The 24228-nt window shown below is 72.3% G+C and carries 21 protein-coding genes and 1 pseudogene; 12 read left to right on the forward strand and 10 right to left on the reverse strand.

Annotated elements, in window-relative coordinates; translation table 11 throughout:
• The first annotated feature begins 2 nt into the window (after positions 1-2).
• The 5 genes from ACIQVL_RS30225 (at position 3) to ACIQVL_RS30245 (ending at position 6473) form a co-directional block, all read left to right on the forward strand.
• Positions 3-1019 carry an asparaginase gene (locus ACIQVL_RS30225; protein WP_403436606.1) on the forward strand — a complete coding sequence of 339 codons (1017 nt, stop codon included), beginning with the start codon at positions 3-5 and terminating at the stop codon, positions 1017-1019.
• Between the two features lie 135 nt (positions 1020-1154).
• The gene (gene aspA / locus ACIQVL_RS30230) at positions 1155-2558 is read left to right on the forward strand and encodes an aspartate ammonia-lyase (RefSeq protein ID WP_403476895.1); all 1404 of its coding nucleotides are present in this window, start codon (positions 1155-1157) and stop codon (positions 2556-2558) included.
• A gap of 45 nt (positions 2559-2603) precedes the next feature.
• A complete protein-coding gene (locus ACIQVL_RS30235) occupies positions 2604-3533 on the forward strand; it encodes a glutaminase (RefSeq protein WP_403436614.1) in 930 nt (309 codons plus the stop codon).
• A 196-nt stretch (positions 3534-3729) separates the two neighbouring features.
• Positions 3730-5124 carry a polyprenol phosphomannose-dependent alpha 1,6 mannosyltransferase MptB gene (mptB, locus tag ACIQVL_RS30240; protein WP_403436616.1) on the forward strand — a complete coding sequence of 465 codons (1395 nt, stop codon included), beginning with the start codon at positions 3730-3732 and terminating at the stop codon, positions 5122-5124.
• Positions 5121-6473, forward strand: coding sequence for a glycosyltransferase 87 family protein (locus tag ACIQVL_RS30245; protein ID WP_403436618.1), 1353 nt, complete (start codon positions 5121-5123; stop codon positions 6471-6473). The genes mptB and ACIQVL_RS30245 overlap by 4 nt, the downstream gene beginning before the upstream one ends.
• Positions 6474-6562: 89 nt before the next feature.
• Here ACIQVL_RS30245 and ACIQVL_RS30250 read toward each other — a convergent pair.
• Together ACIQVL_RS30250 and rho are read right to left on the reverse strand one after the other, a co-directional pair.
• Positions 6563-7408, reverse strand: a pseudogene (locus tag ACIQVL_RS30250) (D-alanyl-D-alanine carboxypeptidase family protein); the annotation flags it as partial.
• A gap of 122 nt (positions 7409-7530) precedes the next feature.
• Positions 7531-8679: a transcription termination factor Rho gene (gene rho / locus ACIQVL_RS30255; protein WP_403436621.1), complete on the reverse strand. Its 1149-nt coding sequence runs from the start codon at positions 8677-8679 to the stop codon at positions 7531-7533.
• 511 nt (positions 8680-9190) lie between these two features.
• Between rho and ACIQVL_RS30260 the strand changes: the two genes are divergently transcribed.
• The 5 genes from ACIQVL_RS30260 (at position 9191) to ACIQVL_RS30280 (ending at position 14442) form a co-directional block, all read left to right on the forward strand.
• Positions 9191-10447: a cytochrome P450 gene (locus ACIQVL_RS30260; RefSeq protein WP_403476896.1), complete on the forward strand. Its 1257-nt coding sequence runs from the start codon at positions 9191-9193 to the stop codon at positions 10445-10447.
• Positions 10448-10570: 123 nt separating this feature from the next.
• Positions 10571-11341 carry an SDR family NAD(P)-dependent oxidoreductase gene (locus ACIQVL_RS30265; RefSeq protein ID WP_403436626.1) on the forward strand — a complete coding sequence of 257 codons (771 nt, stop codon included), beginning with the start codon at positions 10571-10573 and terminating at the stop codon, positions 11339-11341.
• 7 nt (positions 11342-11348) lie between these two features.
• Entirely contained in the window at positions 11349-11816 is a 468-nt protein-coding gene (locus ACIQVL_RS30270) for a VOC family protein (protein ID WP_403476897.1), read from the forward strand.
• Positions 11817-11829: 13 nt separating this feature from the next.
• Complete coding sequence (locus ACIQVL_RS30275) at positions 11830-13347, forward strand: MFS transporter (RefSeq protein WP_403436631.1); 1518 nt, start codon at positions 11830-11832, stop codon at positions 13345-13347.
• A gap of 165 nt (positions 13348-13512) precedes the next feature.
• The gene (locus ACIQVL_RS30280; RefSeq protein WP_403436634.1) at positions 13513-14442 is read left to right on the forward strand and encodes a hypothetical protein; all 930 of its coding nucleotides are present in this window, start codon (positions 13513-13515) and stop codon (positions 14440-14442) included.
• Positions 14443-14445: 3 nt separating this feature from the next.
• Here the strand turns inward: ACIQVL_RS30280 and ACIQVL_RS30285 are convergent, their stop codons facing one another.
• From ACIQVL_RS30285 to ACIQVL_RS30320, 8 genes are all read right to left on the reverse strand, one after another.
• Positions 14446-15216, reverse strand: coding sequence for an SDR family NAD(P)-dependent oxidoreductase (locus ACIQVL_RS30285; protein ID WP_403436635.1), 771 nt, complete (start codon positions 15214-15216; stop codon positions 14446-14448).
• A 54-nt stretch (positions 15217-15270) separates the two neighbouring features.
• A complete protein-coding gene (locus ACIQVL_RS30290; RefSeq protein ID WP_403476898.1) occupies positions 15271-16221 on the reverse strand; it encodes a LysR family transcriptional regulator in 951 nt (316 codons plus the stop codon).
• 217 nt (positions 16222-16438) lie between these two features.
• Positions 16439-17395 carry a fumarylacetoacetate hydrolase family protein gene (locus ACIQVL_RS30295; RefSeq protein WP_403476899.1) on the reverse strand — a complete coding sequence of 319 codons (957 nt, stop codon included), beginning with the start codon at positions 17393-17395 and terminating at the stop codon, positions 16439-16441.
• A gap of 6 nt (positions 17396-17401) precedes the next feature.
• Positions 17402-18772, reverse strand: coding sequence for an FAD-binding oxidoreductase (locus tag ACIQVL_RS30300; protein WP_403476900.1), 1371 nt, complete (start codon positions 18770-18772; stop codon positions 17402-17404).
• Between the two features lie 7 nt (positions 18773-18779).
• On the reverse strand, positions 18780-19556 hold the full coding sequence (locus tag ACIQVL_RS30305; RefSeq protein WP_403476901.1) for a cyclase family protein: 777 nt from the start codon (positions 19554-19556) through the stop codon (positions 18780-18782).
• Positions 19553-20557, reverse strand: coding sequence for an amidohydrolase family protein (locus tag ACIQVL_RS30310; RefSeq protein ID WP_403476902.1), 1005 nt, complete (start codon positions 20555-20557; stop codon positions 19553-19555). Before ACIQVL_RS30310 ends, ACIQVL_RS30305 begins: the two co-directional genes overlap by 4 nt.
• A complete protein-coding gene (locus ACIQVL_RS30315) occupies positions 20554-21678 on the reverse strand; it encodes an FAD-dependent monooxygenase (RefSeq protein ID WP_403476903.1) in 1125 nt (374 codons plus the stop codon). The genes ACIQVL_RS30310 and ACIQVL_RS30315 overlap by 4 nt, the downstream gene beginning before the upstream one ends.
• 49 nt (positions 21679-21727) lie before the next feature.
• Positions 21728-22033, reverse strand: coding sequence for an antibiotic biosynthesis monooxygenase family protein (locus ACIQVL_RS30320; RefSeq protein ID WP_403476904.1), 306 nt, complete (start codon positions 22031-22033; stop codon positions 21728-21730).
• Positions 22034-22310: 277 nt separating this feature from the next.
• On the opposite strand from ACIQVL_RS30320, the gene ACIQVL_RS30325 reads away from it, so the two are divergent.
• Together ACIQVL_RS30325 and ACIQVL_RS30330 are read left to right on the forward strand one after the other, a co-directional pair.
• Complete coding sequence (locus tag ACIQVL_RS30325; protein WP_403476905.1) at positions 22311-23276, forward strand: fumarylacetoacetate hydrolase family protein; 966 nt, start codon at positions 22311-22313, stop codon at positions 23274-23276.
• Entirely contained in the window at positions 23273-24208 is a 936-nt protein-coding gene (locus tag ACIQVL_RS30330) for a VOC family protein (protein ID WP_403436647.1), read from the forward strand. The genes ACIQVL_RS30325 and ACIQVL_RS30330 overlap by 4 nt, the downstream gene beginning before the upstream one ends.
• Positions 24209-24228 lie beyond the last annotated feature (20 nt).

Consider the following 24228-nt stretch of genomic DNA (forward strand, 5'->3'; position numbering starts at 1 on the left):
TGATGTACAGCAGTTCCCCCGCGGCCGCACCCGTCGTCCGTGAACCCCTCCACGCCCCCGTCGCCCACCTCATCCGCGGCGGGGTCGTCGAGGGCATCCACTACGGCTCCGTCGTCGTCCTCGGCGCCGACGGGCAGGTCCAGTTCCAGCTCGGCGACATCGAGGCCGCGTGCTACCCGCGCTCGGCTCTCAAACCCGTCCAGGCCGTCGCCATGCTCAGGGCCGGCCTGCCCCTCGACGGCGACCTGCTCTCGCTGGCCGCCGCCAGCCACTCCGGCGAGGAGCGGCACCTCGCCGGGACCCGGCGCATCCTCGACCTCGCCGGACTGACCGAGGCCGACCTGCGCAACGTGCCCGACATGCCGTACGGCTCCGCCGTGCGGGACGAGTGGATCCGGGCCGGCCGGCAGCCGTCGCGTCTCGCCCAGAACTGCTCCGGCAAGCATGCGGCGATGCTGTGGACGGCGAAGCTCAACGGCTGGTCGCTGGAGGACTACCTCGATCCGGCGCACCCGCTGCAGCAGGCGATCGCCGAGATCGTCGAGGACCTGACCGGGCAGCGGGTCGCGGCGACGACCGTGGACGGTTGCGGGGCGCCGCTGTTCTCCGTGTCCCTGCACGGGCTGGCGCGCGCGGTGTCGCGGATCGTCACCGCCGCGCCGGGCACGCCCGAGGCCCGGGTCGCCGACGCGATGCGGGAGCACGCCGAGATGGCGTCCGGCGCGGGGCGTGACGTGGCCGCGCTGATGGCGGCCGTGCCGGGGCTGCTGGCCAAGGACGGCTTCGAGGGCGTCGAGGTGGCTGCGCTGCCGGACGGCCGGGCTGTCGCCGTGAAGATCTCCGACGGTGCGGACCGGGCGCGGGTTCCGGTGGCCGCGGCGGCGTTGGCGCGGGCCGGGGTCGATCCGTCACTGCTCACCGAGTTCGCCGGAGAGGCGCTGCTCGGTGGGGGGCGGGAGGTCGGGCGTGTGCGGCCCGTCCGCTCGCTGGAGCCGGTTTCGGTTTCGGCCTGCGCCTAGTCGTCTGCGTGGACCTGTCGTTCGGCGACTGCGGGCCGGTTGTGGCCGGTCGCGCCCGCGCGGCGGAGCCGCATGTCAACAACGCCCCGCGCCCCTTTCGGGGCGCTTCACCCTCACTCTTTTGAAACAGGACCCATGACTGTTCGTAGCGAACACGATCTGCTCGGCGACCGGGACGTGCCCGTCGATGCGTACTGGGGTGTGCACACTCTGCGCGCGGTCGAGAACTTCCCGATCACCGGTACGCCGATCTCCGCCTACCCGCATCTGATCGACGCCCTCGCCGCCGTCAAGGAGGCCGCCGCGCTCGCCAACGAGGAACTGGGGCTGCTGGCGCCGGAGAAGGCCGCTGCCATCGTGGCCGCCTGCCGGGAGATACGGGCCGGGAAGCTGCACGACCAGTTCGTGGTCGACGTCATCCAGGGCGGTGCCGGGACGTCGACGAACATGAACGCCAACGAGGTCGTGGCGAACCGGGCGCTGGAGTTGATGGGGCACGAGAAGGGGGAGTACCGGTACCTGCATCCCAACGAGGACGTCAACCTGGGGCAGTCGACCAACGACGTCTACCCGACCGCCGTCAAGGTCGCGACCGTGTTCGCGGTGCGCGGGCTGCTCAGGGCGATGGCGGTGCTGCAGGACTCCTTCGGGCGCAAGGCCGTCGAGTTCCGTGACGTGCTCAAGATGGGCCGTACGCAGCTGCAGGACGCGGTGCCCATGACGCTCGGGCAGGAGTTCTCGACCTTCGCCGTGATGCTGGACGAGGACCGCAGCCGGCTCGCCGAGGCCGTCGAGCTGATCCACGAGATCAACCTGGGGGCGACGGCCATCGGGACCGGGCTCAACGCGCCCGCCGGATACGCCGAGTCGGCCCGCCGGCACCTCGCCGGGATCACCGGGCTGCCCCTGGTCACCGCCGCCAACCTGGTGGAGGCGACCCAGGACTGCGGGGCGTTCGTCCAGATGTCCGGCGTGCTCAAGCGGATCGCGGTCAAGCTCTCCAAGAGCTGCAACGACCTGCGGCTGCTGTCGTCCGGGCCGCGGGCCGGGCTCGGCGAGATCAACCTGCCGCCCGTGCAGGCCGGTTCGTCGATCATGCCGGGCAAGGTCAACCCGGTGATCCCCGAGGTCGTCAACCAGGTCGCCTTCGAGGTCATCGGCAACGACGTCGCCATCACCATGGCCGCCGAGGCCGGGCAGCTCCAGCTGAACGCCTTCGAGCCGATCATCCTGCACTCCCTGTCGGAGAGCATCACCCACCTGCGCAACGCCTGCCTCACCCTGGCGGAGCGGTGCGTCGACGGCATCACCGCCAACACCGAGGTCCTGCGCGCCACCGTCGAGAACTCCATCGGCCTGGTCACCGCCCTCAACCCGCACATCGGCTACACGGCGGCCACCGACATCGCCAAGGAGGCCCTCGCCACCGGCCGGGGCGTGGCCGAACTGGTCCTGGAGAAGGGCCTGTTGCCCGCCGAGCAGCTCGCCGACCTGCTGCGTCCCGAGGTCGTCGCCGGCAGCGGCGCACCCCTCGCCTGACCTGCGGCTGCGCGCCAGGACCGGTCCGGAGGCACAATAGTGATCATGACAATGACGTCGTCCCAAGCCTTCCTGCCGGTCCTGGAGCGCATCGCCGAGGAGATGGAGCGGACACCCGGCCGCGGCCGCCCCGCCGACTACATCCCGGCGCTCGCCGCCTGCGACCCCCGCAGCTTCGGCATGGCCGTGGCCGAACTGGACGGCACGGTCTACGGCGTCGGCGACTGGCGGCAGCCGTTCTCCACGCAGTCCATCACCAAGGTCTTCACCCTCGCCCTCGACCTCGCCCGCGAGGGCGACGAACTCTGGGAACACGTCGGCCGCGAACCCTCCGGCAACCCGTTCAACTCCCTGGTCCAGCTGGAGTACGAGAACGGCATCCCGCGCAACCCGTTCGTCAACGCGGGCGCGCTCGTCGTCACCGACCGCCTGCAGACCCGTACCGCGGACGCGGCCGGCGAGCTCCTGGCCTTCCTGCGCGCCGAGAGCGGCAACCCGTCCCTGGACTTCGACAAGGAAGTGGCCGCCTCCGAGTCCCAGCACGGCGACCGCAACGCCGCGCTGGCGCACTTCATGGCCTCCTACGGCAACATCGACAACGACGTCCCGGTCCTCCTCGACCAGTACTTCCGCCAGTGCTCCGTCGCCGCCTCCTGCGCCGACCTGGCCCTCGCCACCACGTTCCTGGCCCGCCACGGCATCCGGGCCGACGGCACCCGCCTGCTGACCAGAAGCCAGGCGAAACAGGTCAACGCCGTCATGCTGACCTGCGGGACCTACGACGCGGCGGGCGAGTTCGCCTACCGGGTCGGCCTGCCGGGGAAGAGCGGAGTCGGCGGTGGCATCATCGCCGTGGTACCCGGGCGTTGCGCGCTCTGCGTGTGGAGCCCGGGTCTGGACGAACGGGGCAACTCGGTGGCGGGAGTCGCGGCGCTGGACCGCTTCACGACCCTGACGGGCCTGTCAGTGTTCTAGAAGCGGGACCGCAACACCCCTGAAAGGGACGCGGGGCTGTATCGATGTGCGGCTACCGCCGCGGGGGCGCGACCAGCCCCCACCGGACCCGCACCCACCCCCCAACCCACTGGCCGGTCACAGCCAGGTCTCTCGCAGGAAAACACCCCGTCGTTTCCTGGCCACCCGCAATTGACACGCTGACCCAGTGTTGGCCATGGCTTTCCCCGTCGATCTACGCCGCTGCCAGGTTCTGGGCCTGGCCGGCACCGCCTTCCTAGCCCTGGGAGGTGAGACAGCCGGCGCCCTGCCCGTGGAGGACCTGCTCGCACCCAGCTCCGCGCAGGCGGCGTTCGGCCTGGTCGGCGTCTACTTCGGCGTCGTGCTGCTGATAGCGGCATGGCTGCTGCTGGGCCGCCTCGTGCGCGGTTCCGAACCGCCCACCCCGCGACAGCTGCTGCTGGTCCTCGCCGTCTGGGCGGCCCCGCTGCTGCTGGCGCCCCCGCTGTTCAGCCGGGACGTATACAGCTACCTCGCGCAGGGCGCGATGGTCGACGCGCACATGGACGTCTACACGTCGGGGCCCGCCCAGCTCGGCGGCCCGCTGGCCGACGAGGTCGCCCCGGTGTGGCAGAACACCGCCGCGCCCTACGGCCCCGCCTTCATGGGCGTGGCCTCGCTGCTGTCCGGGCTGACCCGCGGTGAACTCCCGGCCGGGCTCTTCGGGATGCGGCTGGTCGCCCTGCTCGGCGTCGGCCTGATGGCGGCCGCGCTGCCCCGGCTCGCCCGGCACAGCGGCGCCGACCCGGCCGCCGCGCTCTGGCTCGGCGCCCTCAACCCGCTGGTGCTGCTGCACCTGGTCGCCGGCGCCCACAACGACGCCATCATGCTCGGCCTGCTCGGCCTCGGCCTGGTCGCGGCGCTGGGCCGCTGGCCGGTCCTGGGAGCCGTACTGGTCACGCTCGCCGCGCTGGTCAAGGCGCCCGCCGCCCTCGGGTTGCTCGCGGTGATCGTCGTACAGGCCCGCAAGGGCCGCAGTCCCGTGCGGGCCACCCTGACGACGGCGCTCGCGTCCGGGGCGACGACGGTGGTGGCGACCGCCGTCGCCGGGACCGGGTACGGGTGGATAAGGGCGCTCGACACCCCCGTCTCCCCGCACAACTGGGCGCTCAGCAGCCTGCTCGGCCGCGCCACGGGCCGGATCCTCGAACACTTCGGCAGCGATCTGGCGCCGTTCGCCGTCCCGGCCTGGCACCTGCTCGGGCTCGCGCTCACCGCGGTCACCGTGCTGCTGATATGGGTCCGGCTGCGGCCCCGCCCGGTCTACGCCCTCGGCCTGAGCCTGGCCGCCGTCGCCGCCTTCGGGCCGGCGATCCGCCCCTGGTACGCCATCTGGGGCCTGTTCCTGATAGCGGCCGCGGCGCCCAGCACCTCGGTACGGCACCGGGTGGCCGCCGTCACCGGCGTGCTCGCCCTCGCCGTGCTGCCCAGCGGCGGCCCCGCCGACATCGGCCAGCTGGTCCTCGCCGTCTCCGGCGGGGTGCTCGGCGTGGTCGTGCTCTGGCAGGCCCACCAGGCCGCGCAGGCCCCGGCCGTGGGGCGTACCGCATGAGGCGCCCGACGAGACCGCGCACCGGCCGGGGGCGGCTGCTGCTCGTCCTGCTCCTCGTCGCCGCCGTGACCGTGTTCACGGCCACCGTGCCGCTGCTGCGCGACTGGTTCGACCTGCGCGTGTACTACGGCACCGTGCACACCTGGGTGCACCACGGCGGGCGGATCTACGACTACCGGGTGCCCGGCACGGAGTACGGCTTCACGTACCCGCCGTTCGCCGCCGTCGGCATGCTGCCCATGGCCCTGGTGGGGCTGCACCTGGCCATCGCGGCCTCGCTGCTGCTGAACCTGGCCGCGCTGGCGTTCGTGCTGCGCATCCTGGCCGGGCCCGGCTGGCGGCGCTGGGGCTGGTACCGGTGGGCGCTCGCGCTGTGCGGGCTGGCGCTGTTCGAGCCGTTGCGGGACACCTTCAGCTTCGGCCAGGTGAACGTGATACTGCTCGCCCTGGTGCTCGCCGACTGCTGTCTGCTGCGCAGCGGGCGGGGCCGCTGGGCCGGGATCGGGATCGGGCTCGCCGCCGCGATCAAACTCACTCCGGCCCTGTTCATCCTCATGCTGCTGATCGGCCGCAAGTGGCGGGCGGCCGGTGTCGCCACGGCCGTGGCGCTCGCCGCGACCGGGCTCGCGGCCTGGGCCGACCCGAGGGCGTCCCGCTTCTACTGGACCCAGGCGCTCTGGGACACCAGCAGGGTCGGCCGGCTCGACTACGTCTCGAACCAGTCGCTGCAGGGCGTGCTGGCCCGGCTCGGCCATCCGGACAAGCCGCTGTGGGCGATCGTGGTGCTGCTCACGCTGGCCGTGTGGGCGTGGCGGACCCGCAAGGCCGTCGCGGCCGGCGACTGGACGGCCGCCTTCGCGCTCACCGGCCTCGCCGCCTGCCTGGTCAGCCCGATCACCTGGGTGCACCACCTGGTGTGGGTGCTGCCGTCGTTCGTGCTGCTGGCGCGCGCCGGGCACCCGCGGATCGCGGGCGCCCTCTACGCGGTGATGTGCACCAGCGTGGTGTGGCTGTGGTTCGACGACGCGTCCGGCATCGACGGGTTCCTCGGCAGCAACATCTACACCTGGATCACGCTGGGCCTGCTGCTCGGCCTGCCGGTCGGTCAGTCCCGGCCGGCGCGTTCGCCCCTGAGCCGCACCGCCAGGGTGACGGCGCCCGCGCCGAGCACCGCGAACCCGGCGACGACGGCGGTCTCCCACCAGTCGGAGTCGTCCCCGGGCGCCGTGGCCACCGCCATCGGTACGGTGCTCGGGCCCGGCCGGGGCCGCGGCCTGGCCCGCAGACCGTCCAGCGAGCCCACCGGGTCGACCCGTCCGGCCGCCTCGAAACCCCAGTCGAGCAGCTGACGGGCCTCGTCGTACACGCCGCCGTCCTGAGGGTTCATCACCGTCACCAGGAGGGTGCGCCCGTCCCGCCGGGCGGCGGCGACGAGGGTGTTGCCGGCGTTGGTGGTGTAGCCGTTCTTGACCCCGATCAGGCCGGGGTACCGCCCCACACCGTCCGCGCCGGTCAGCAGCCGGTTGGTGTTCTCGATGCCGAACGACCAGCCGGCGCCGTCGGGGAAGCGGGCCTCCGCGGTGGAGCAGTAGCGCGCGAAGTCGGGGTTGTGCAGCCCCTCCCGGCCGAACACCGCGAGGTCGAAGGCGGAGGAGACCTGTCCCGGTGCGTCGTAGCCGTCGGGGGACCTGACCTGGGTGTCGAGGGCGCCCAGGGTGCGGGCGTTGGCCTGCATCCGGGCGGTGGTGCGCTGCCAGCCGCCGTCGAGTGCGGCCAGCACGTGCACGGCGTCGTTTCCGGAGCTGAGGAAGACCCCGCGCCACAGGTCGGACACCTGGTAGGTGTGGCCCGCCTCGACGCCGACCACGCTGCTGTCCTCGGGGACGTCCGCCAGTTCCCGGGACGTCACGCGGTGCGGGAGGTCGGCGGGCAGGACGGGCAGCACGGTGAGCGCGAACAGGGTCTTGAGGGTGCTGGCCGGTGGCAGCTGGCGGTGTGCGTGGCTGGCCGCGAGCACCTGGCCGGTGTCCGCGTCGGCGACCAGCCAGGAGAGCGCGGAGAGGTCCGGGAGGGCCGGGGCCCCGGGGTGCGGGCGCACCTGCGTGCCGGAGCGGTAGAGCAGCGACGGTCCGGGCACCACCGCCCTCGGGGGCGGGGCCGGGTCGAGCGCCGCGGTGCCGGCGGCGGCCGTGCCGGGTGCCAGCGCCAGCAGGCCCGCCAGGCAGACGGAACAGGTGGTCACCGCCGCTCGCCGCGGGAATCGGTCAGGGAATCCGATCGTCATATGATCAACGTAGGAATGGGGGTGGTGTCCGGCGCGCTGCCAGGGCCGGTCGGGGGCCGTGAGCAACCCGGATGCCGCACGCCCGGTCCCGTCGTGCGCCTCCTGGCGGGGGCGCCCGGGTGTCAGCCCGCCGGCAGGGTCGGCTGCACGCGCCGCAGGAAGGCCGCGTTGTCCGGGGTCTCCCGCAGCCGCTCCAGGAGCGTCTCCAGGCCGCCCGGGGTGCCCTCCCGGCTCTGCAGGGCCCGGCGCAGTCCGCGGACCGCGGTCAACTCGGCCGGGGTGAGCAGGAGTTCCTCGCGGCGGGTGCCGGAGGGGGCGATGTCCAGGGCCGGGAAGACCCGCCGGGCGGCCAGTTCGCGGTCCAGGCGCAGCTCCATGTTGCCGGTGCTCTTCAGCTCCTCGAAGAAGTAGCCGTCGGCTCGGGAGCCGGTGTCCACCAGGACGGTGGCGAGGATGGTGAGCGAGCCGCCCTCCTCGGCCGTGCGGGCGGCGCCGAAGAACCGCTTCGGGCCGAGCAGCGCTCCGGCGTCGACACCGCCGCTGAGGGTGCGGCCGTTGGAGGCGGCCGCGTTGTTGTGGGCCCGGCACAGCCGGGTCAGGGAGTCAAGGAGGATGACGACGTCCTTGCCCTCTTCGACGAGCCGCTTGGCGCGCTCGACGACGAGTTCGGCGAGGGCGATGTGCTCCTTGGCGGGCCGGTCGAAGGTGGAGGCGTACACCTCGCCGCGCACCGAGCGCCGCATGTCGGTGACTTCCTCCGGGCGCTCGTCGAGCAGCAGCACCATCAGGTGGCACTCCGGGTGGTTGCCGGCGACGGCGGCCGCGAACTGCTGGAGCAGCACGGTCTTGCCGGTCTTCGGCGGGGCCACGATCAGCCCGCGCTGCCCCTTGCCGACCGGCGCGAACAGGTCGGTGACGCGTCCGGCGAGCCCGGCGGCGGGGTGTTCGAGGCGGATCCGCTCGTGCGGGTGGAGCGGGGTGAGGTCGCGGAAGTGGCGGCGGCCGCGCAGTTCCTCGGGCGTACGGCCGTTGACGCGCGTGATCCCGGTCAGTGTGCGCCGGTCGCCGCGGACGCCCTCGACGAGGTCGCCCTTGCGCAGGCCGTGACGGCGGATCAGTGCCGGGGAGACCTGCGGGTCGGTGGGGGAGGGCAGGCAGCTCGGGGCCCGCAGTTGCCCCTTCCCGCCCGCGTCGATGTCGAGGACACCGGTGACGGGCCGGGTGGCCGGCCCGTCCTGCTGCTGTACGGGGGGTTCGAGTGTGGTGGTCATGAGAGGTGGTCCTTTCGCGGACTGAAGACAGGGGTGAAGAGGGGGAGTGGGCCGCGAGCGGGAGGGCTGTGTGCAGGCCTCCGTGCGGCGGGGAACGACACCTCGGAAACGGCGGAGAAGCCCTGGTCACGAGGTGGTGCTGAGAAGCCGGCGGGCCGGTCGGGAAGCGACGGGCGATGCGGCTGGAGGGGTGGAACCGGCACTCGGCGCCCGACGGAGGGGCGCTCACACGTGCTGCTCGCACTATACCCGGGGTTCCGGCATCGTCAACATGGCACCGGGCGCCGATATTCCTGCCGCCTGCCGCCTGCCGCCTGCCGCCTGCCGCCTGCCGCCTGCCGCCTGCCGCCTGCCGCCTGCCGCCTGCCGTCTGTCGCTCGGTGCTCGGTGCTCGGTGCTCGGTGCTCGGTGCTCGGTGCTCGGCGCCGGGCTGGCCGGGAAAAGCTTCTTCCCGCAGGCTCGCGGGCGCCTACGATCGGCGGTGTCCGTGTCGTGCCGCTGTCAGGAGCCCTTGGTGGAGACCCCGTCCCTGCCGTATCGCCCGGACCCCGCCGGCGGCTGCCCGCACGCCGACAACGCCCGGCTGCTGGCGCGCGGTGCCGTCGCCCCGGTCGTGCTGCCCGGCGGCGTCGAGGGCATGGCCGTGCTCGGGCACGAGGCGCTCAGGGAGTTCCTCCAGCATCCCGAAGTCGCCAAGGACGCCCGGCACTTCACGCGGCTGCAGGAGGGCCGCATCCCGGCGGGCTGGCCGCTGCTGACCTTCGCCACGGTGCGGGGCATGACCACCGCCGACGGCGCCGACCACCGCAGGCTGCGCGGACTCGTCAGCCAGGCCTTCACCCCACGCCGGGTCGAGGAACTCCGCCCCTGGATCGAGGAGTTGACCGGCAGCCTCCTCGACGACCTGGAGCGGGCCGCGGCCGACGGCGACGGCGTCGCCGATCTGCGCCGGCACTTCGCGCTGCCGCTGCCTATGGGCGTGATCGGCGAACTCCTCGGTGTGGAGCTGGAGTTCCGCGACAGGCTGCACCACCTGACCAACCAGGTGGTGGCCACCGACATCGGACCGGCCGAGGCCGTCGCCGCCAACCGGGAACTGGTCGGCGTCCTCGCCGCCGTCGCCGCCGCCCGCGCCGAACACCCCGGCGCCGACCTCACCAGCGCCCTGATCGCCGCCCGCGACGAGGACGGCGACCGGCTCGGCCAGGAGGAGCTGATCGGCACCCTGGTCCTGATGATCATCGCCGGGCACGAGACCACCCTCAACCTGATCACCAACGCGGTGCGTGCCCTGTGCGGCCACCGGGACCAGCTCGAACTCGTCCGCAAGGGCGAGGCGAGCTGGGCGGACGTGGTGGAGGAGACGCTGCGCTGGGACGCGCCGGTGAGTTACTTCCCGTTCCGCTACCCGGTGCGGGACCTCACCGTCGACGGGACGGTGATCCCCGCGGGCACGCCGGTGCTGGCCGGCTACTCCGCCGCCGGACGGGACCCGGCCGCGCACGGCCCGGACGCCGACCGGTTCGACGTCACCCGGCCCAGCCGCCCCGACGCCGTCCGTCACCTCTCCCTCGGCCACGGCGCCCACTACTGCCTGGGCGCCCCGCTGGCCCGCCTGGAGGCCACGGTCGCCCTGCAGCGGCTCTTCGACCGCTTCCCGGCCCTGGACCTCGCCGTCCCCGAGGACCGCCTCGCCCGGCAGGCCAGCTTCGTCGGCAACAGCGTGCGCGCCCTCCCGGTACGGCCGCGCCCCCGGTCCGGCGGCTGAGGCGCATACCAGCCATACGAACCCCCGATGGCGTTTCGCTGACGCATTTCTTGTTCTCGTCATAGGCCCTACCTACGCTGCCACCACCGCACTTCGGCGGCATGGACAAGGGACTTCGCAATCATGGGTCGACTGGCCGGGAAAATCGCTTTCATCAGTGGAACGGGGGCTGGAATCGGCCGGGCCGCGGCACAGGTGTTCGCGGCGGAGGGCGCCACCGTATTCGGCTGCGACATCGACGAGAAGAGCGCCGCGGAAACCGTGGAACTCGTCGAGAAGACCGGTGGTGTCATGCGTTCCCTGGCACCGGTCGACCTTTCCACCGAGGCCGGCGCGCGGGAGTGGATCGAGGCCGGTATCGCGGAATTCGGCGGGATCGACATCCTCTACAACAACGCCTCGGCGCTGCGGAACGGCCCCTTCGAGACGCTGCCCGCCGAGGACTGGTACTTCACCCTCAGGAACGAGCTGGACATCCCCTACTTCTGCACGCAGGCGGCCTGGCCGCACCTCGTCGCCCGCGGCGGCGGGGCCGTCCTGAACGTCGCCTCGGTGGCCGCGGTGCGCGGCGCGCCGTTCATGCCGATGGTGCCGCACGGCGCCGCCAAGGGCGGGGTCCTCGCGATGAGCAAGCACCTGTGCGCGGCCGGCGCCCCGCACCGCATCCGCGTCAACACCATCGCCCCCGGCATGACCCGCACGGCGGCCACCGCACCCTTCCTCGACGACCCGAACGGCCCGAAGGCACAGCTGGAGGCGCGGATCCCGGTCGGCCGGGTCGGACAGCCCGAGGACATCGCCCGCGCGGCGGCCTTCCTCTGCTCCGACGAGGCGGCCTTCGTCAACGGCGCCAACCTCATGGTCGACGGCGGCGACAGCGCGATGGCGGGCTGAGGCGCGCATGCACGCACGACTCGACCACGTGGGCGTCAACGTACGCGACCTGCCCGCCCAGCTCGCCTGGTACAAAACGGCCTTCGGCCTGAAGACCGTCTTCGAGTTCCGGCTCGACGGCCCCGGTCTGACCGGTGTCGTCCTGGAACACCCGCACGGCTGGCGGCTCGAACTGCTCGCCAGGCCCGGATCCGCGCCCGGCCTCAGGGCGCCGGACCCGATGACCGCCGTCCTCACCGAGGGGTACGGGCACTTCGCGGTCACCACCCCCGAACTCGACCCCGTGTACGCCGCGTTGACGGCCCACGGGGCGGGCGAGGTCCTCGCCCCCGGCCCGTCCCCCGAACCCGGGGTGCGGATGGCCTGGGTCAAGGACCCCGAGGGAAATCTCATCGAACTCATAGAACGCGGCGAACTCGGCGAGGACGGCGAACTCGCCGAAGCCGAAGAGCGCGGCACCACCGTTAACCCGTGAGATGGAGCAGGGAATGACCAACGCTGTGAAGAAACTGGACGTGGGCACGCTCATAGCCTGTTGTCTGGCAGTTGCCGCCGCGCAGCTGTGCATTACCGTCCCCTCGCCCATCAACGGGGAAATCCAGAGCGCATTCGGCGCCTCGGGATCACAGGTCGCCTGGGTCACCTCCGCATTCATTCTGCCCACCGCGATCCTGGAACTGAATTTCGGTGTGGTGGGCGACCTGTTCGGCCGTAAGCGGCTGCTGGTCCTCGGCGGATTCGTGCTGGCGGTCGGTGAACTCCTCAACGCCACCTCCCAGAACATCACCATGCTCTGGATCGGCCAGGCCCTCGCCGGCATCGGCGCCGCCGCGCTCTTCCCCAGCTCCCTCGCCGTGATCGCGGCCGCGACCCCCGGGGAGAAGGACCGCGCCAAGGCGGTCTCCACCTGGGCGCTGAGCATCTCCCTCGCCTCCGCCGTGGGCCCGCTCTCCTCCGGCATCCTGGCCACGGTCGCCGACTTCCGCTGGGCGTTCGTGCCGCCGGTCGTCCTCGGCGTCGTCGTCGGCATCGCCTGCTGGGCCCTGGTCACCGACTCCAAGGCACCCGAGGGCCGCGCCCTGGACTGGCCCGGCCAGATCAGCATCGCCGTCGGCCTCACCGCCCTGCTGTGGGGCATCATCGAGGGCGGCGACCGCGGCTGGAGCAGCCCGTCCATCGTCTTCGCGCTGGTCCTCGCCGCCGTGGCCCTGGTCGGCTTCGTGATGGCGGAGCGGCGCGCCACCTCCCCGATGTTCAACCTGGAACTGCTGAGGATCCCGTCGTTCGCGGCGGCCGCGGTGGTCGCGCTGACCGGCATGTTCGGCTTCATCGGCACCGCCTACTGCGTCTCCATCCGGCTCGGCGCGGTGATGCACCTCAGCGCCCTGCGGGCCGGCATGCCGTTCGTCGTCCTCCAGCTGATCCCGCTGCTCCTCGCACCGGTGCTCAGCAAGATGCTCACCCGCGTCGAGCCGCGCTGGCTGCTGATGGGCGGCCTGCTGCCGATGGCCGCCGGCCAGTTCTGGATCGCCGCACTGCCCATCACCACCACCTCCCTCGCGGCCTTCATCGGCCCGGTGCTGCTGCTCGGCATCGGCTTCATCTGCGTGGTCTCCTCGCTGACCTCGGCCGCCGTGAACGCCGTACCGATCGAGATGACCGGCATGGCGAGCGGCGCGACCAGCCTGGTCCGCGAGTTCGGCCAGGGCCTCGGCCCGGCCGTGATCAGCACCATCGCGATGAGCGCGGCCTCCTCCGCACTGGTCGGCAAGCTGTCCGGCGCCGACGCCGGCATGGAGGCCGCGGCCGGACCGCTCGCGGTCGTCAACGCGGGCAGCGACAGCGCCCGGGCCGCCGCGCAGGACGCCCTCGCGCACGGCATGGCCCTCGGCGTGGTGATCTGCGGCTGCGCCTCGCTGCTCGGCGCGCTGGTCACCCTGCTGCTGGTCCGCAAGAACACCGCGCGGGCGGCGGCCCAGCTGCCGGTGCAGCCGGCATCCGCCTGACCGCCGACGAACCGAGAAGGCCGGGGCCGCGGCCCCGGCCTTCTCGCCTTGCCCGACCAACTCGCCTACAGCCAAGGGTTATTGGCCGGTAACGGATGTCCCCGGACCATAACGATCCCGGTCCTGACGGGGACTTGACGTCCGGTTATGCCGTATCTTCACGACATGTCCACGCCACCGCAGCAGCCGCCGTCCTCCCCGCAGCAGCCGCCGTCGCCGTCGGCCCCGCAGCAGTCCTCGCCGCCCCCGCAGCAGCCGGACCGGCCCCCGGCGGCACCGCCGCAGCCCCAGCAGCCCCAGCCGACCGCGTACCCGTACCCGAACCCGCAGTCGCCGCCCCCGCAGAACCCCTACGCGCAGCCCACCGTCGTCGGCCAGGCCGTCCCGCCGCCGCAGGCCAACCCCTATGCCGTGCAGCCCGGTTACGGCTACCCGCCGCCGGCCGCAGCGCCGGCGGCCGGCGGCAACGCGGCGGGGAGAGCCGTGCTGTGGGCCGTCGTGGGAGCGGTCGTCGCCTCCGCGGGCTGGGCGGCCGGACTCTTCCTGACCGGGGGCTTCGGGCACGGCGCGGACCTGCGCGGCTACCGGGCGCCCGCGAACCTCTGCTCCAGCGCGGACTACTCGTCGTTCAAGGACGAGTACCCCGTGGACGACTCGTCCCCGACGAAGAACGTGATGAAGGACCCCGCGCTGGACCAGAGTTACTGCAGCCTCAGCCTCAAGAAGACCAGCACCAGCTACGGGGACGCCTACCTCTCCCTGGAGGTCGACCTGCACAAGAAGACCGACCCCGCACCGGAGTTCACGGCCACCTGGAAGAACTACGGCGACAGCCACAGCGACTACGACGTGACGCCGGTCCAGGGCATCGGCGACGAGGCCTACCTGGTCACCCAGGACACCAGCAACGGCTCCACCACCAGCGGCTCGCGGTACGCCACGCTCGCGGTACGGGACGGCTGGATGACGTTCACCATGTACTACAGCGCGTACTTCTCCACGTACGACAGCGACACCGACCCGCCGACCCTCGACGACGTGACCGGCTGGCTGAAGACCGACACCAAGTCCACGCTGGAGCAGCTCAAGGACTGAGGCTCAGGCCCGGTCGAGGGCGTCGGTGATCGCCTTGACCGGGCCGTGCGACGCATAGCCGCCGTCGACGGTGATCTCCGCGCCGTTGACGTACGAGGCCTCGTCGGAGAGGAGATAGACGACCAGCGGCGCCACCTCGTCGACCGTGCCCGGACGGCCCTGGGGCGTCATGGCGAGGTGGGCGGCGACGAACACCGGGTTGGCGGTGGCCATCAGCGGGGTCTCGATGAACCCGGGGTGGACGATGTTCGTCCGGATGCCGCGCGGGGCCAGCTCCAGCGCCGCCACCCGGGACAGGCCGCGCAGCGCCCACTTGCTGGTCGTGTACGCCACCGCGTGGTGCGCGGTGAGCCCGGCGACCGAACCGACGTTCACGATCGAGGAACCGGCCGGCATCAGCGGGGCGAGGGCCTGGATGCCGAGCAGGGCGCCGGTCGTGTTCACGGCGAAGGCCCGGTTCCAGTCGGCGAGTTCGACGTGCCCGAGCCGGGCCCGCATCGGGATGCCCGCGTTGTTCACGAGGCCGTGCACGGTGTCCAGGGAGGCCGCCAGGGCCGCCCAGTCGTCCGGCGAGGTCACGTCCAGGTGGACGTACCGGACGTCGAGGCCGTCGGCGCGCAGGGCCGCGGCCAGCTTCCCACCGGCCTCGTCGAGCACGTCGGTCGCGACCACCGTCGCGCCCTCCCGGGCGGCCGCGGCCGCCTCCGCGGCCCCCTGGCCCTGTGCGGCTCCGGTGACGACGACGGTACGGCCCGCCAGGCGCGTGCGGCTCACGGCTTCCACGGTGATTCCTCCCAGGGGGCGTGCGGAGATGTCCTCCCGTCCACGCTAGGAAGCCGCGGACAGCTCCGGAAACGCGCTCTCGGGATGGGTGGCATCCGCCTCGGCGATCACCGGCGGCGCCTCCTCGCCCAGCGCCGCCCCCACCCGGCGGACCGTGTCCCGCAGCCACCGGTGCGCCGGATCGGCGTGCCGGTTGTGGTGCCAGTACATGGCCTCCACCAGCGGCACGTCCGGGAACGGCGCCGGGACGACCGCACAGCGCGCGAAGCCCTCGTAGCGGCGGGCCAGCCGCTCCGGGACCATCGCCACCAGGTCCGTACCGCTCACCAGGAACGGCAGCACGCTGAAACCGGGCGTGGAGACCTGCACCTTCGGGGTGATCCCGAGGGTCTCCAGCTGCCGCTCGGCGGGCGTGTGGCTCTTGCCGATGGCGCAGGACGCGTGCGGCATCTGCGCGAGGTCGCGGAGGGTGAGCCGGCCGTCCACCAGGCGCGGGTTGCCCGGGTCGACGATGCACACGAACCGGTCGTGCATCACGGCCTCGCTGACCCCGGGCAGCTGGTAGCCGAGCGGCACGATCATCAGGTCGTGGCAGCGCAGGTGCGTCTCCGTCTCCAGCTGCCCGTCGACGATCGGGTGGAAGTCGATCCGCACGCCCGGCGCCTCGGCCGCGATGACCCGCAGCAGCGGCTCCACGAACACCGTCATCACGTAGTCCGACATGACCACGGAGAACCGCTGGCGGCTGCGGGCCGGGTCGAAGTGCCGGGTCAGCGACAGCGCCTCCTCGGCCTTCTGCAGCGAGCCCTGCACGACCGGCAGCAGCCGCTCCGCGAGCGGCGTCAGCTCGTACTCGCGGCCCACCCGGATCAGCAGCTCGTCGTTGAAGTGCCGGCGCAGCCGGGCCAGCGAGCCGCTCATCGCGGACTGGCTGGTGGACAGCCGTACCCCGGCGTGGGTGACGTTCTTCTCCTCCAGGAGCGCTTCCAGTGCCACCAGAAGATTGAGATCGATCGCTCCGAGACCCACGAGTGTCCCCTTCCGGCCGGCCACGTCCTTGAAGCTTCGGTGAAACGCGAGGTTAACCAGCTCACGGCCGTCGAGGAAGGGGGTCGGGGCGACTGACAGGAAGATGCGATGCCAGCCATCCCGGCACCGGATACCCGCAGGTGGGGAGCCTGCGCGCACCACAGGCCCCCCACAGCTTCGGGTGCTAGGGCCGCGGCGTGCGGCCCCTCTTGCGGGCCCGCGGAAGGTACGCGTCCGCCCGTCCGGCCACGATCCGGTTGGACACCGTGCCCAGTCCCTCGACGGTCAGCGTCACCTCGTCGCCGGGTTTCAGCGGGGGCGGGGTGCGTTCCCCGACCCGCCCCCAGAACTCCGCCAGCGCGCCCCAGCCGCAGGTGCCCGAGCCGAGGATGTCACCGGGGCGCACCCAGGCGTCCCGGCTGGCGTAGGCGATCATCTCCTCGAAGGTCCAGGAGACGTTGGCGAGGGTGTCCCGGCCGATCAGCTCACCGTTCAGGGCGACCGTCATCTCCAGGTCCAGGAAGCCGTCCGGATCCCGCCGGTCCTCGACCTCGTCGGCGGTGACCAGGTAGGGGCCGAGGGTGTTGGCGAAGTCCTTGCCCTTGGAGAAGCCCAGGCCGAGGTTCTTCTCCGGCTTCTGCAGGTCACGGGCCGACCAGTCGTTGAAGACCAGGTAGCCGATGATGTGGTCGCGCGCCTGCCCGGGGGTGAGGTCCCGGCCGCTGCTGCCGATGACCGCGCCGACCTCCAGCTCGAAGTCCAGCACCGAGCAGCCCGCCGGAACCGGCACGTCGTCGTGGGCGCCGTAGGCCGCGTGCGGATTGGTGAAGTAGAAGTTCGGCGCCCGGTACCACTCCTCCGGGACGTGCTCCAGCCCGTCCAGCGACTTCGACACGCCCTCGATGTGCGCCTCGAACCCGACGAAGTCCCGGATGGACGGCGGCTTCAGCGGCGGCAGCAACCGCACCTGATCCACCGTCAGCTCACCCGGCCCGTCCAGGGCTTCGATGCCGGCCGCATACAGCACCCCTGCCTCGACCAGCGTCAGCACGCTCACGCCGTCGGGCAGCGGGTGGATCACCCCGTCCCGCACCACCCCGGCGCGCTCCTCGCCCTCGTGCTCGTATGTCGCGAAACGCATCGCTGCTCAACTCTCCCAGTGGTTGGTGTTGGTGACGGTCCCGGCGCTCAGATGGCCGGCGAACACGCCCTTGGGGTCCCGGGCGGCCCGGATCCCGTTCAGCCGCCGCCACTGCTCGTCCCCCATGAACCGCAGCTGCCGTACCGTGAAGTCGGAGTCGCCGAGGTACTGGCCCGCGGTCACCGGCTGCATCGCCGCCATCGCCTCGTCCAGCCAGCCGCGCAGCTCCGCGTCCCGCCCGGGGTCGTCGTACACGACATAGCTCGCGCAGTAGATCTCCGACTGCAGCGAGAAGGCCATGTCCGGGAGTTGCCGCAGCGGCGCCATGGAGAACCAGATGGTGAAGGTCTGCCGGGTCGGGTGTTCGGTGAACACCTTGCGGATCGCCGGGACGACCTCCTCGGCGGGGCCGGTCAGCCAGGCGTTGTCCACGAAGTAGCGGTGGCCCTCGGGGTTGGCCGTGCGCTGGCCGGTCAACTGCTCGGCGAGGGTGGTGGGTTGTGCCTCGATGCGGAGCAGGGCCCGGTCCGCGTACGGACTGGCGTGCAGGGGCGCGAGCGCCTCGGCGGCCTCCTGAGGGCTGTCCGTCATCGAGACGCCCGTGACCAGCAGCACCGGTCCGTCCAGGTCGGGCGGGGTCTGGGTGAGGGCGACGATCTCGACCAGGTCGGAGACGGTGTGGTGGGTGTCGTGCAGCCAGATCATGACCTCGTCGAAGAGATCCAGAGGGTAGGCGTGCACGGTGTGCGCGAGATGCCGCGGAAGGGGCCGGGTGCGCAGGTGGAAGCGGGTGACGACGCCGAAGAAACCGGGGCCCGCCCCGCGCGCCGCCCAGAACAGGTCGCTGTGCTCGCTCTCGTCGGCCCGGACCAGCTCGCCGTCGGCCGTGACGACGTCGATCGCCACGACGTTCTCGGCCGCCCAGCCCCAGCCGCGCGCGTTCCAGCCCTGCCCGCCCTGCAGCAGGAAGCCGCCGATGCCGACGGACGGACAGTGCCCGCCGTTGAAGAACCGCCCGAACTCACCGAGATACGGGTTGAGTTCGTCGCCGCCCTTGACGCTGGGGGTGGCCGTCACGATCCCGGTCGTCTCGTCGTACGCCATCTCGCGGAAGCCGCCGAGGTCGATCAGCAGCGCGTCCCGGCGTACCGACCAGGCGGCCCAGCTGTGCCCGCCGGAGCGGACCGCGACCTGCCAGCCGCGCTCCAGGGCGAGCCGTACGCCCTCGACGACATCCTGCTCGGAGACCGCCCTGAGGACGGCGGCGGGGACGCGGTCGGCCGGGCGGCGGGCGTTGAAGACCCTGCCGAAGACGGCCTCCTCGAAGTCCTCGTCACCGGGGAGGTGGAGGGTGCCGGAGAATCGGTTCGTGTTCACGCGCGGCTCACTTGACTGCGATGGGGTTGACAGGGAAACCGGCCGCGCCGGTCACCGGCAAGGGTGCCGCGACCAGCAGGAACTCGTAGACACCGTCGGCCGCGCAGTCCGCCGAGAGGGTCTCCAGGTCCCACATCTCGCCCAGTGGCAGGCCCATGTGGGGGACGGCGACACGGTGCAGTGGCGACGACACCGGCCCGGTGAACCCGGACGGCCGTACTTCGAGGCCGCACGTGTCGGTGGCGACGGCCGCGATCTCCGTCCGGTGCAGCCAGCCGAGGGTGGTGAAGGACAGACCGGGCGCGTCCCCGGCCGCGTACCGGTCCCACGTGCCCTGCCGCCGCACCCGGCCCAGCTGTCCGGTGCGGACGAGAACGAGGTCGCCCCGGCGCACACTGGAGGTGGCACCCTGGGCCTCGACGGTCTCCCGCAGGTGCTCCTCCAGGACGGGGAAGCCGTCGGGGAGTTCACCCCGCGGGTCGCCGACCGCCCGGCCGACGTCGAGCAGCACCCCGCGGCCGGTGCAGGCGCCGCGCAGGCCCTGCCCGGTGTCGTCGCCCCGGCCCAGCCCCTGCCACCGTGTGACGACCTGGGCGCCGGCCCGGTCGGTCCCCTGGGCCAGCGAGAACGCGCGGCCGCGCCGGACCAGACTCGCGGCGTGCGCGCGGATCGCGTCGTCCACGAAGTTGAGCGTGCCCAGCGCGTCGTCCTCGCCCCAGCGCCCCCGGTTGCGGTAGGCGGCACCAGCCTTGGCCAGCTCTTCCTCGACGGGCCCCAGGATCATCGGACGTGTCCTTTCAGCAGCAGGTCCAGCGCGTTGCCCCCGGCGATCGCGTCCCGCTCGGCCGGACCGAGCCCGGCGGCGTCCAGGCGGGCCACCGGGTCGGTCACGCCCATGTCGAAGGGGTGGTCGGTGCCGAGCACCACCCGGTCCGCGCCCACCTCCTCGACCAGATGGCGCAGCGCGCGAGGCGTGTAGACGAGGGCGTCGAACCACATCCGCCGCAGATAGGCGCTGGGCGGCTCGGCGCAGCCGCGTGCGTCCGGCCGTACCCGCCAGGCGTGGTCGGAGCGGCCGACGTACGTCGGCAGGTAGCCGCCGCCGTGCGCGGCCACCAGCTTCAGGTGCGGGAAGCGGTCCAGGACCCCGGTGAAGATCAGGTGGGAGAGCGCGACCGTGGTCTCGGTGGGCTGGCCGACCGTGTTGCCGAGGTAGTTCGAGGCGAGCCGTTCGCCGAGCGAGCAGCCCCAGGGATGGACGAAGACGACCGCGCCCACCTCCTCGGCCTTCAGCCAGACGTCGTCGTGCGCGGGGTCGGCCAGCTCGCGGCCCTCGACGGTGGTGGAGACGCTGACGCCGTACAGGCCGAGCTCGGTGACCGCCTCGTCCAGCAAGGCGACCGCGAGGTCCGGGTGCTGCAGCGGGACCGTACCGAGGCCGTACAGCCGGCCGGGCGCGGCGGCGCAGTGCGCGGCCACCGCCTCGTTGACGGTACGGGCCAGCTGCACCGCGAGGCCGGGGCCGGCCCAGTAGTGGTGCATGGGCATCGGGCCGACCACCTGAAGGTCGACGCCCATCGCGTCGAGGTCGCTGAGCCGGGTCTCGACGTCCGTCAACCTACCGGCGAGACGCTGCAGTTGGGCCCGGTTGGCGGCCAGTGACTCGGGGGAGTGGGCGCGCTGCTCGGCGGCCAGCCCGGCCGCGAAGCCTTCGGTGCCGGCCACCAGGGCGTCGGCTTCGGGGACCGCGAGATGGCCGTGGAAGTCGACGACGGGCGTGCTCATGCGGCCACCGTCAGGGAGGCGAGGGTCTCCGACATGATCCGGGCCGGGTCGGCGCCCGGGGTGTCCGGGTGGATCTCCCACTCGGCGAGCCGGAGGGAGTTGTCCAGCACCATGCGGACGCGCGGCAGCCGCCGGGCCATGAACCGTTCGAGAGCCCTGTCCACCGGCTCGTCCGCGGTGACCAGCTCGGCCAGCAGCACGGCGTCCTCCATGCACATCGCGGCGCCCTGCGCGATCAGCGGGGGGCAGGCGTGCGCCGCGTCGCCGATCACCATGGCCCGGCCCCGGTGCCAGTCCTCGTCGACCAGCACCGCCTCGATCCAGCGGTAGTCCACCGCCGTGTCGTCCGGAAGCGCGGCGAGGATCCTCCCCCAGGTGCCGCCGTACCCGGCGCCGCGCTCGCGCAGCAGGCCCAGTGGGGCACGTGGGCCGACCAGGGAGGCGTGCAGGTTCTCGTCGAGGAGGTAGGCGTAGCACTGGTCGGCGGAGATCGGACTGTAACCGGCCTTGTAGCGCGGACCGCCGTAGTACACCTCGGCACAGTCCATCTCGGCGGGACGCCGGGCCACCACCCGGAAGATCGACATACCCACGGGGCTCGGCTTCGCGGAGATACCGATGAGCGTGCGCATGGCCGAGTTGATGCCGTCCGCACCGACCACCAGGTCGTAGCGGCCGGTGGAGCCGTCGGTGAAGGCCACGTCCACGGGGCCGCCGGACTGGTCGAGGCCGCGCACGCTCAGGCCCAGGCGGACCGTGACGCCGTGCGCGTACACCGCGTCGCACAGCGCGTTCTGCAGGTCCGAGCGGAGCGCGCCCGCGGTGGACGGCAGGTCGGCGCCGCCGGTGTGCGGGGTCTCCAGCTCGGTGATCAGACCGCCGTCCGCCCGGCGCAGCCGCATCAGGTCGAACGGCACCGCACGCGCCAGCACCCGGTCCAGCACGCCGACCGAACGCAGCGCCTTGAGCGCGTTGCCCTGGATGGTGATGCCGTGGCCCACCCCGAACCACTGGGGCGAGACCTCGACGAGCTCCACCTCGACCCCGCGCTGGGCGAGGGCGAGACACAGCACGCTTCCGGTGATGCCGCCGCCGACGACGAGCACCTTGTTCACGGGCATGGGCGATCCTTGCGAAAGTAGAAAGACAGACGGTGGGGGTCAGCAGCTGTCAGCCGGTGAAGCGGGGGCCCAGCTCGCGGTAGTGCTCGACGGCCGGCGGCGCGGCGAGGAACGGGCCGACCAGGGCCCGCCAGCGCCCGAACCGCTCCGACTCCCGGAAGCCGGCCGTGTGCGCCTCGACCGACTCCCAGCCGACCAGCAGCAGGAACGTCCGCGACCGCTCCTCGCCGCGCAGCAGTTCGGCCCAGCGGAACCCGTCCGCCTCGGCGAGCACCTCGCGGGCCCTGCCGAAGACCTCTTCGAACTCCGCTTCCCGGCCTTCCTCGACGGTCAGCTCGGCGTGCTCGACTACCACGGTGTGCTCCTCGGTTCGGGGTGGCATCGAGCCTGATCGGCGGTAGGTGCAGGGTCAACGGATCGAGGCATCGGCAAGGGGGACGTCATCCATCCCCGACGGCGATGGCGGCCCCACGCAGCGCGGCCGCCCATCGACGCAGGCCGCAGCCGCACAACGGGGGAGGCGGGGCACCGGTGCGCCGGCGATGGCAGGCATCGCGAACGGCCATTTCCGCCGACCGGACGCGATGCCTAGCGTCGAGGGCGAGCCCCCACCCGTACGAGGAGAGCCGCCCGTGCCCGAACCTTCCCCCTCCCACGCCGGACCCTTCGCGCTCGGCACCTTCAGCGACGGCCGAGCCGCCTTCCCCGGCCTGGTCGCCGGCACCCGGGTCCGCGACCTCTCCGGCCCGGTGGCGTCGGTACGCGCGCTGGTCGAGGACTGGGACACCTGGCTGCCCCGGCTGCACGAGCTGGCCGCCGCCACCGACGGCGACTGGCACGACCTGGCGGACCTGCGGGTCCGGACGCCGCTGGAACCCGGCCAGATCCTGCAGAGCGGCGCCAACTACCGCAAGCACGTGGTCGATCTGGTCGCCGCCGAGAAGGAGAGCGTGCACGGCGCCACCCCGCAGGAGGCCCGCGCCGACGCGGAGAAGATGATGGACGAGCGGAGCCGGAGCGGCGTCCCGTACATCTTCCTCGGCTCACCGCGCGCGCTGTGCGGTCCGTACGACGACGTCGTGCTTCCCGCCCTCGGCGAACAGCACGACTGGGAGCTCGAACTCGCCCTGGTCATCGGGAAGCCGGGCAGGAACATCCCGGCCGCGGAGGCCATGTCGTACGTCGCCGGCTACACGATCAGCAACGACCTCACCACCCGTGACCGGCTCTACCGGCCCGACCTGAAGGCCATCGGCACCGACTGGTTCACCGCCAAGAACGCCGACACCTTCCTGCCGACCGGACCCTTCCTGGTCCCCGCCGACTTCGTCGGCGACCCGGGCGACCTGCGGATCACACTCCGGCACAACGGGGTGGTCCGGCAGGACGAGTCGACCAAGGACATGATCTTCGACATTCCCCGGCTGATCGCCTACGCCTCCACGACCACCACCCTGCGCCCCGGCGACCTCATGCTCACCGGCTCCCCGGCCGGCAACGGCGCGCACTGGGGGGTCTTCCTCGGGCCCGGCGACGTGATCGACGCGGAGATCACCGGCCTCGGCCACCAGCGCAACACCGTCAGGAGCCACGCATGAGCTTCCAGCCCATCACCCACCTGCGCCATGTCGACCTGGCCGTACCGGACTTCGCCGGCCAGCGCGCCTTCTACGGCACCACCTGGGGCCTGACCGAGGTCGCGAACGACGGCGGCATCGCGTTCTTCGCCGCCGAGGGCAGTCCCGAGCAGTACATCGTCCGCATCCGCGAGGACGAGCGGAAGCGGATGGACCTCGTCGCCTTCGGCGCGGTGTCACCGGCGGCCGTCGACGAACTCGCCGTGCGACTGGGACGGGCCGGGGTGCAGATCGTCCACGAGCCCCGGACACTGGACACCCCTGGCGGCGGCTACGGGCTGCGCTTCTTCGACCCGGACGGGCGAGTCGTCGAGGTCTCCGCGGACGTGGCGACCCGCACCCATCGCAGGATCGAGGAGCGGGAGGCCGTCCCGGTGCGGCTCTCGCACTGTGTGGTCAACTCCCAGGACCCGGCAGGACTGCGGGACTTCTACATCCGGCACCTGGGCTTCCGGCTCACCGACACCCTGTACTCCACGCACATGGGTGACCTCATGTACTTCCTGCGGTGCAGCCCGCTGCACCACTCCTTCGCCATCGCGCGCGGCCCCCATGTGTCGCTGCACCACGCCTCGTTCGAGATGCGGGGGGTGGAGGAGTACATGCGCGGCACCGGGCGTGCCCTGCGTGCCGGGACCCGGCTCACCTGGGGCCCGGGACGGCACCTGGCGGGCGACAACACCTTCTCCTACTTCCACGACCCGCACGGCAACACCGTCGAGTACACGACCGAGCTCGCCGTCCTCGAAGAGGACCTGTGGCACCCCGGCCGGCACGACGTGGACGACCCGGTCACCCAGGACCAGTGGGGCACCGCCGACCCGATGAGCGAGTCGGTCGCCAAGGAGCAGTTCAACGACCCCGACGTGCTCTTCGAAGCGCCCCCGGTGTAACCCCGATCCTTGCGAGAAAG

Source organism: Streptomyces sp. NPDC090499 (assembly GCF_044769305.1).
In the GTDB taxonomy this organism is placed as follows: domain Bacteria; phylum Actinomycetota; class Actinomycetes; order Streptomycetales; family Streptomycetaceae; genus Streptomyces.

Excerpts from the sequence above, each read along its gene's own strand:
- ACIQVL_RS30225 (WP_403436606.1), top strand. The coding sequence starts at position 3 with ATGTACAGCAGTTCCCCCGCGGCCGCACCCGTCGTCCGTGAACCCCTC.
- aspA (WP_403476895.1), top strand. The coding sequence starts at position 1,155 with ATGACTGTTCGTAGCGAACACGATCTGCTCGGCGACCGGGACGTGCCC.
- ACIQVL_RS30235 (WP_403436614.1), top strand. The coding sequence starts at position 2,604 with ATGACAATGACGTCGTCCCAAGCCTTCCTGCCGGTCCTGGAGCGCATC.
- mptB (WP_403436616.1), top strand. The coding sequence starts at position 3,730 with ATGGCTTTCCCCGTCGATCTACGCCGCTGCCAGGTTCTGGGCCTGGCC.
- ACIQVL_RS30245 (WP_403436618.1), top strand. The coding sequence starts at position 5,121 with ATGAGGCGCCCGACGAGACCGCGCACCGGCCGGGGGCGGCTGCTGCTC.
- rho (WP_403436621.1), bottom strand. The coding sequence starts at position 8,679 with ATGACCACCACACTCGAACCCCCCGTACAGCAGCAGGACGGGCCGGCC.
- ACIQVL_RS30265 (WP_403436626.1), top strand. The coding sequence starts at position 10,571 with ATGGGTCGACTGGCCGGGAAAATCGCTTTCATCAGTGGAACGGGGGCT.
- ACIQVL_RS30270 (WP_403476897.1), top strand. The coding sequence starts at position 11,349 with ATGCACGCACGACTCGACCACGTGGGCGTCAACGTACGCGACCTGCCC.
- ACIQVL_RS30275 (WP_403436631.1), top strand. The coding sequence starts at position 11,830 with ATGACCAACGCTGTGAAGAAACTGGACGTGGGCACGCTCATAGCCTGT.
- ACIQVL_RS30280 (WP_403436634.1), top strand. The coding sequence starts at position 13,513 with ATGTCCACGCCACCGCAGCAGCCGCCGTCCTCCCCGCAGCAGCCGCCG.
- ACIQVL_RS30295 (WP_403476899.1), bottom strand. The coding sequence starts at position 17,395 with ATGCGTTTCGCGACATACGAGCACGAGGGCGAGGAGCGCGCCGGGGTG.
- ACIQVL_RS30305 (WP_403476901.1), bottom strand. The coding sequence starts at position 19,556 with ATGATCCTGGGGCCCGTCGAGGAAGAGCTGGCCAAGGCTGGTGCCGCC.
- ACIQVL_RS30310 (WP_403476902.1), bottom strand. The coding sequence starts at position 20,557 with ATGAGCACGCCCGTCGTCGACTTCCACGGCCATCTCGCGGTCCCCGAA.
- ACIQVL_RS30315 (WP_403476903.1), bottom strand. The coding sequence starts at position 21,678 with ATGCCCGTGAACAAGGTGCTCGTCGTCGGCGGCGGCATCACCGGAAGC.
- ACIQVL_RS30330 (WP_403436647.1), top strand. The coding sequence starts at position 23,273 with ATGAGCTTCCAGCCCATCACCCACCTGCGCCATGTCGACCTGGCCGTA.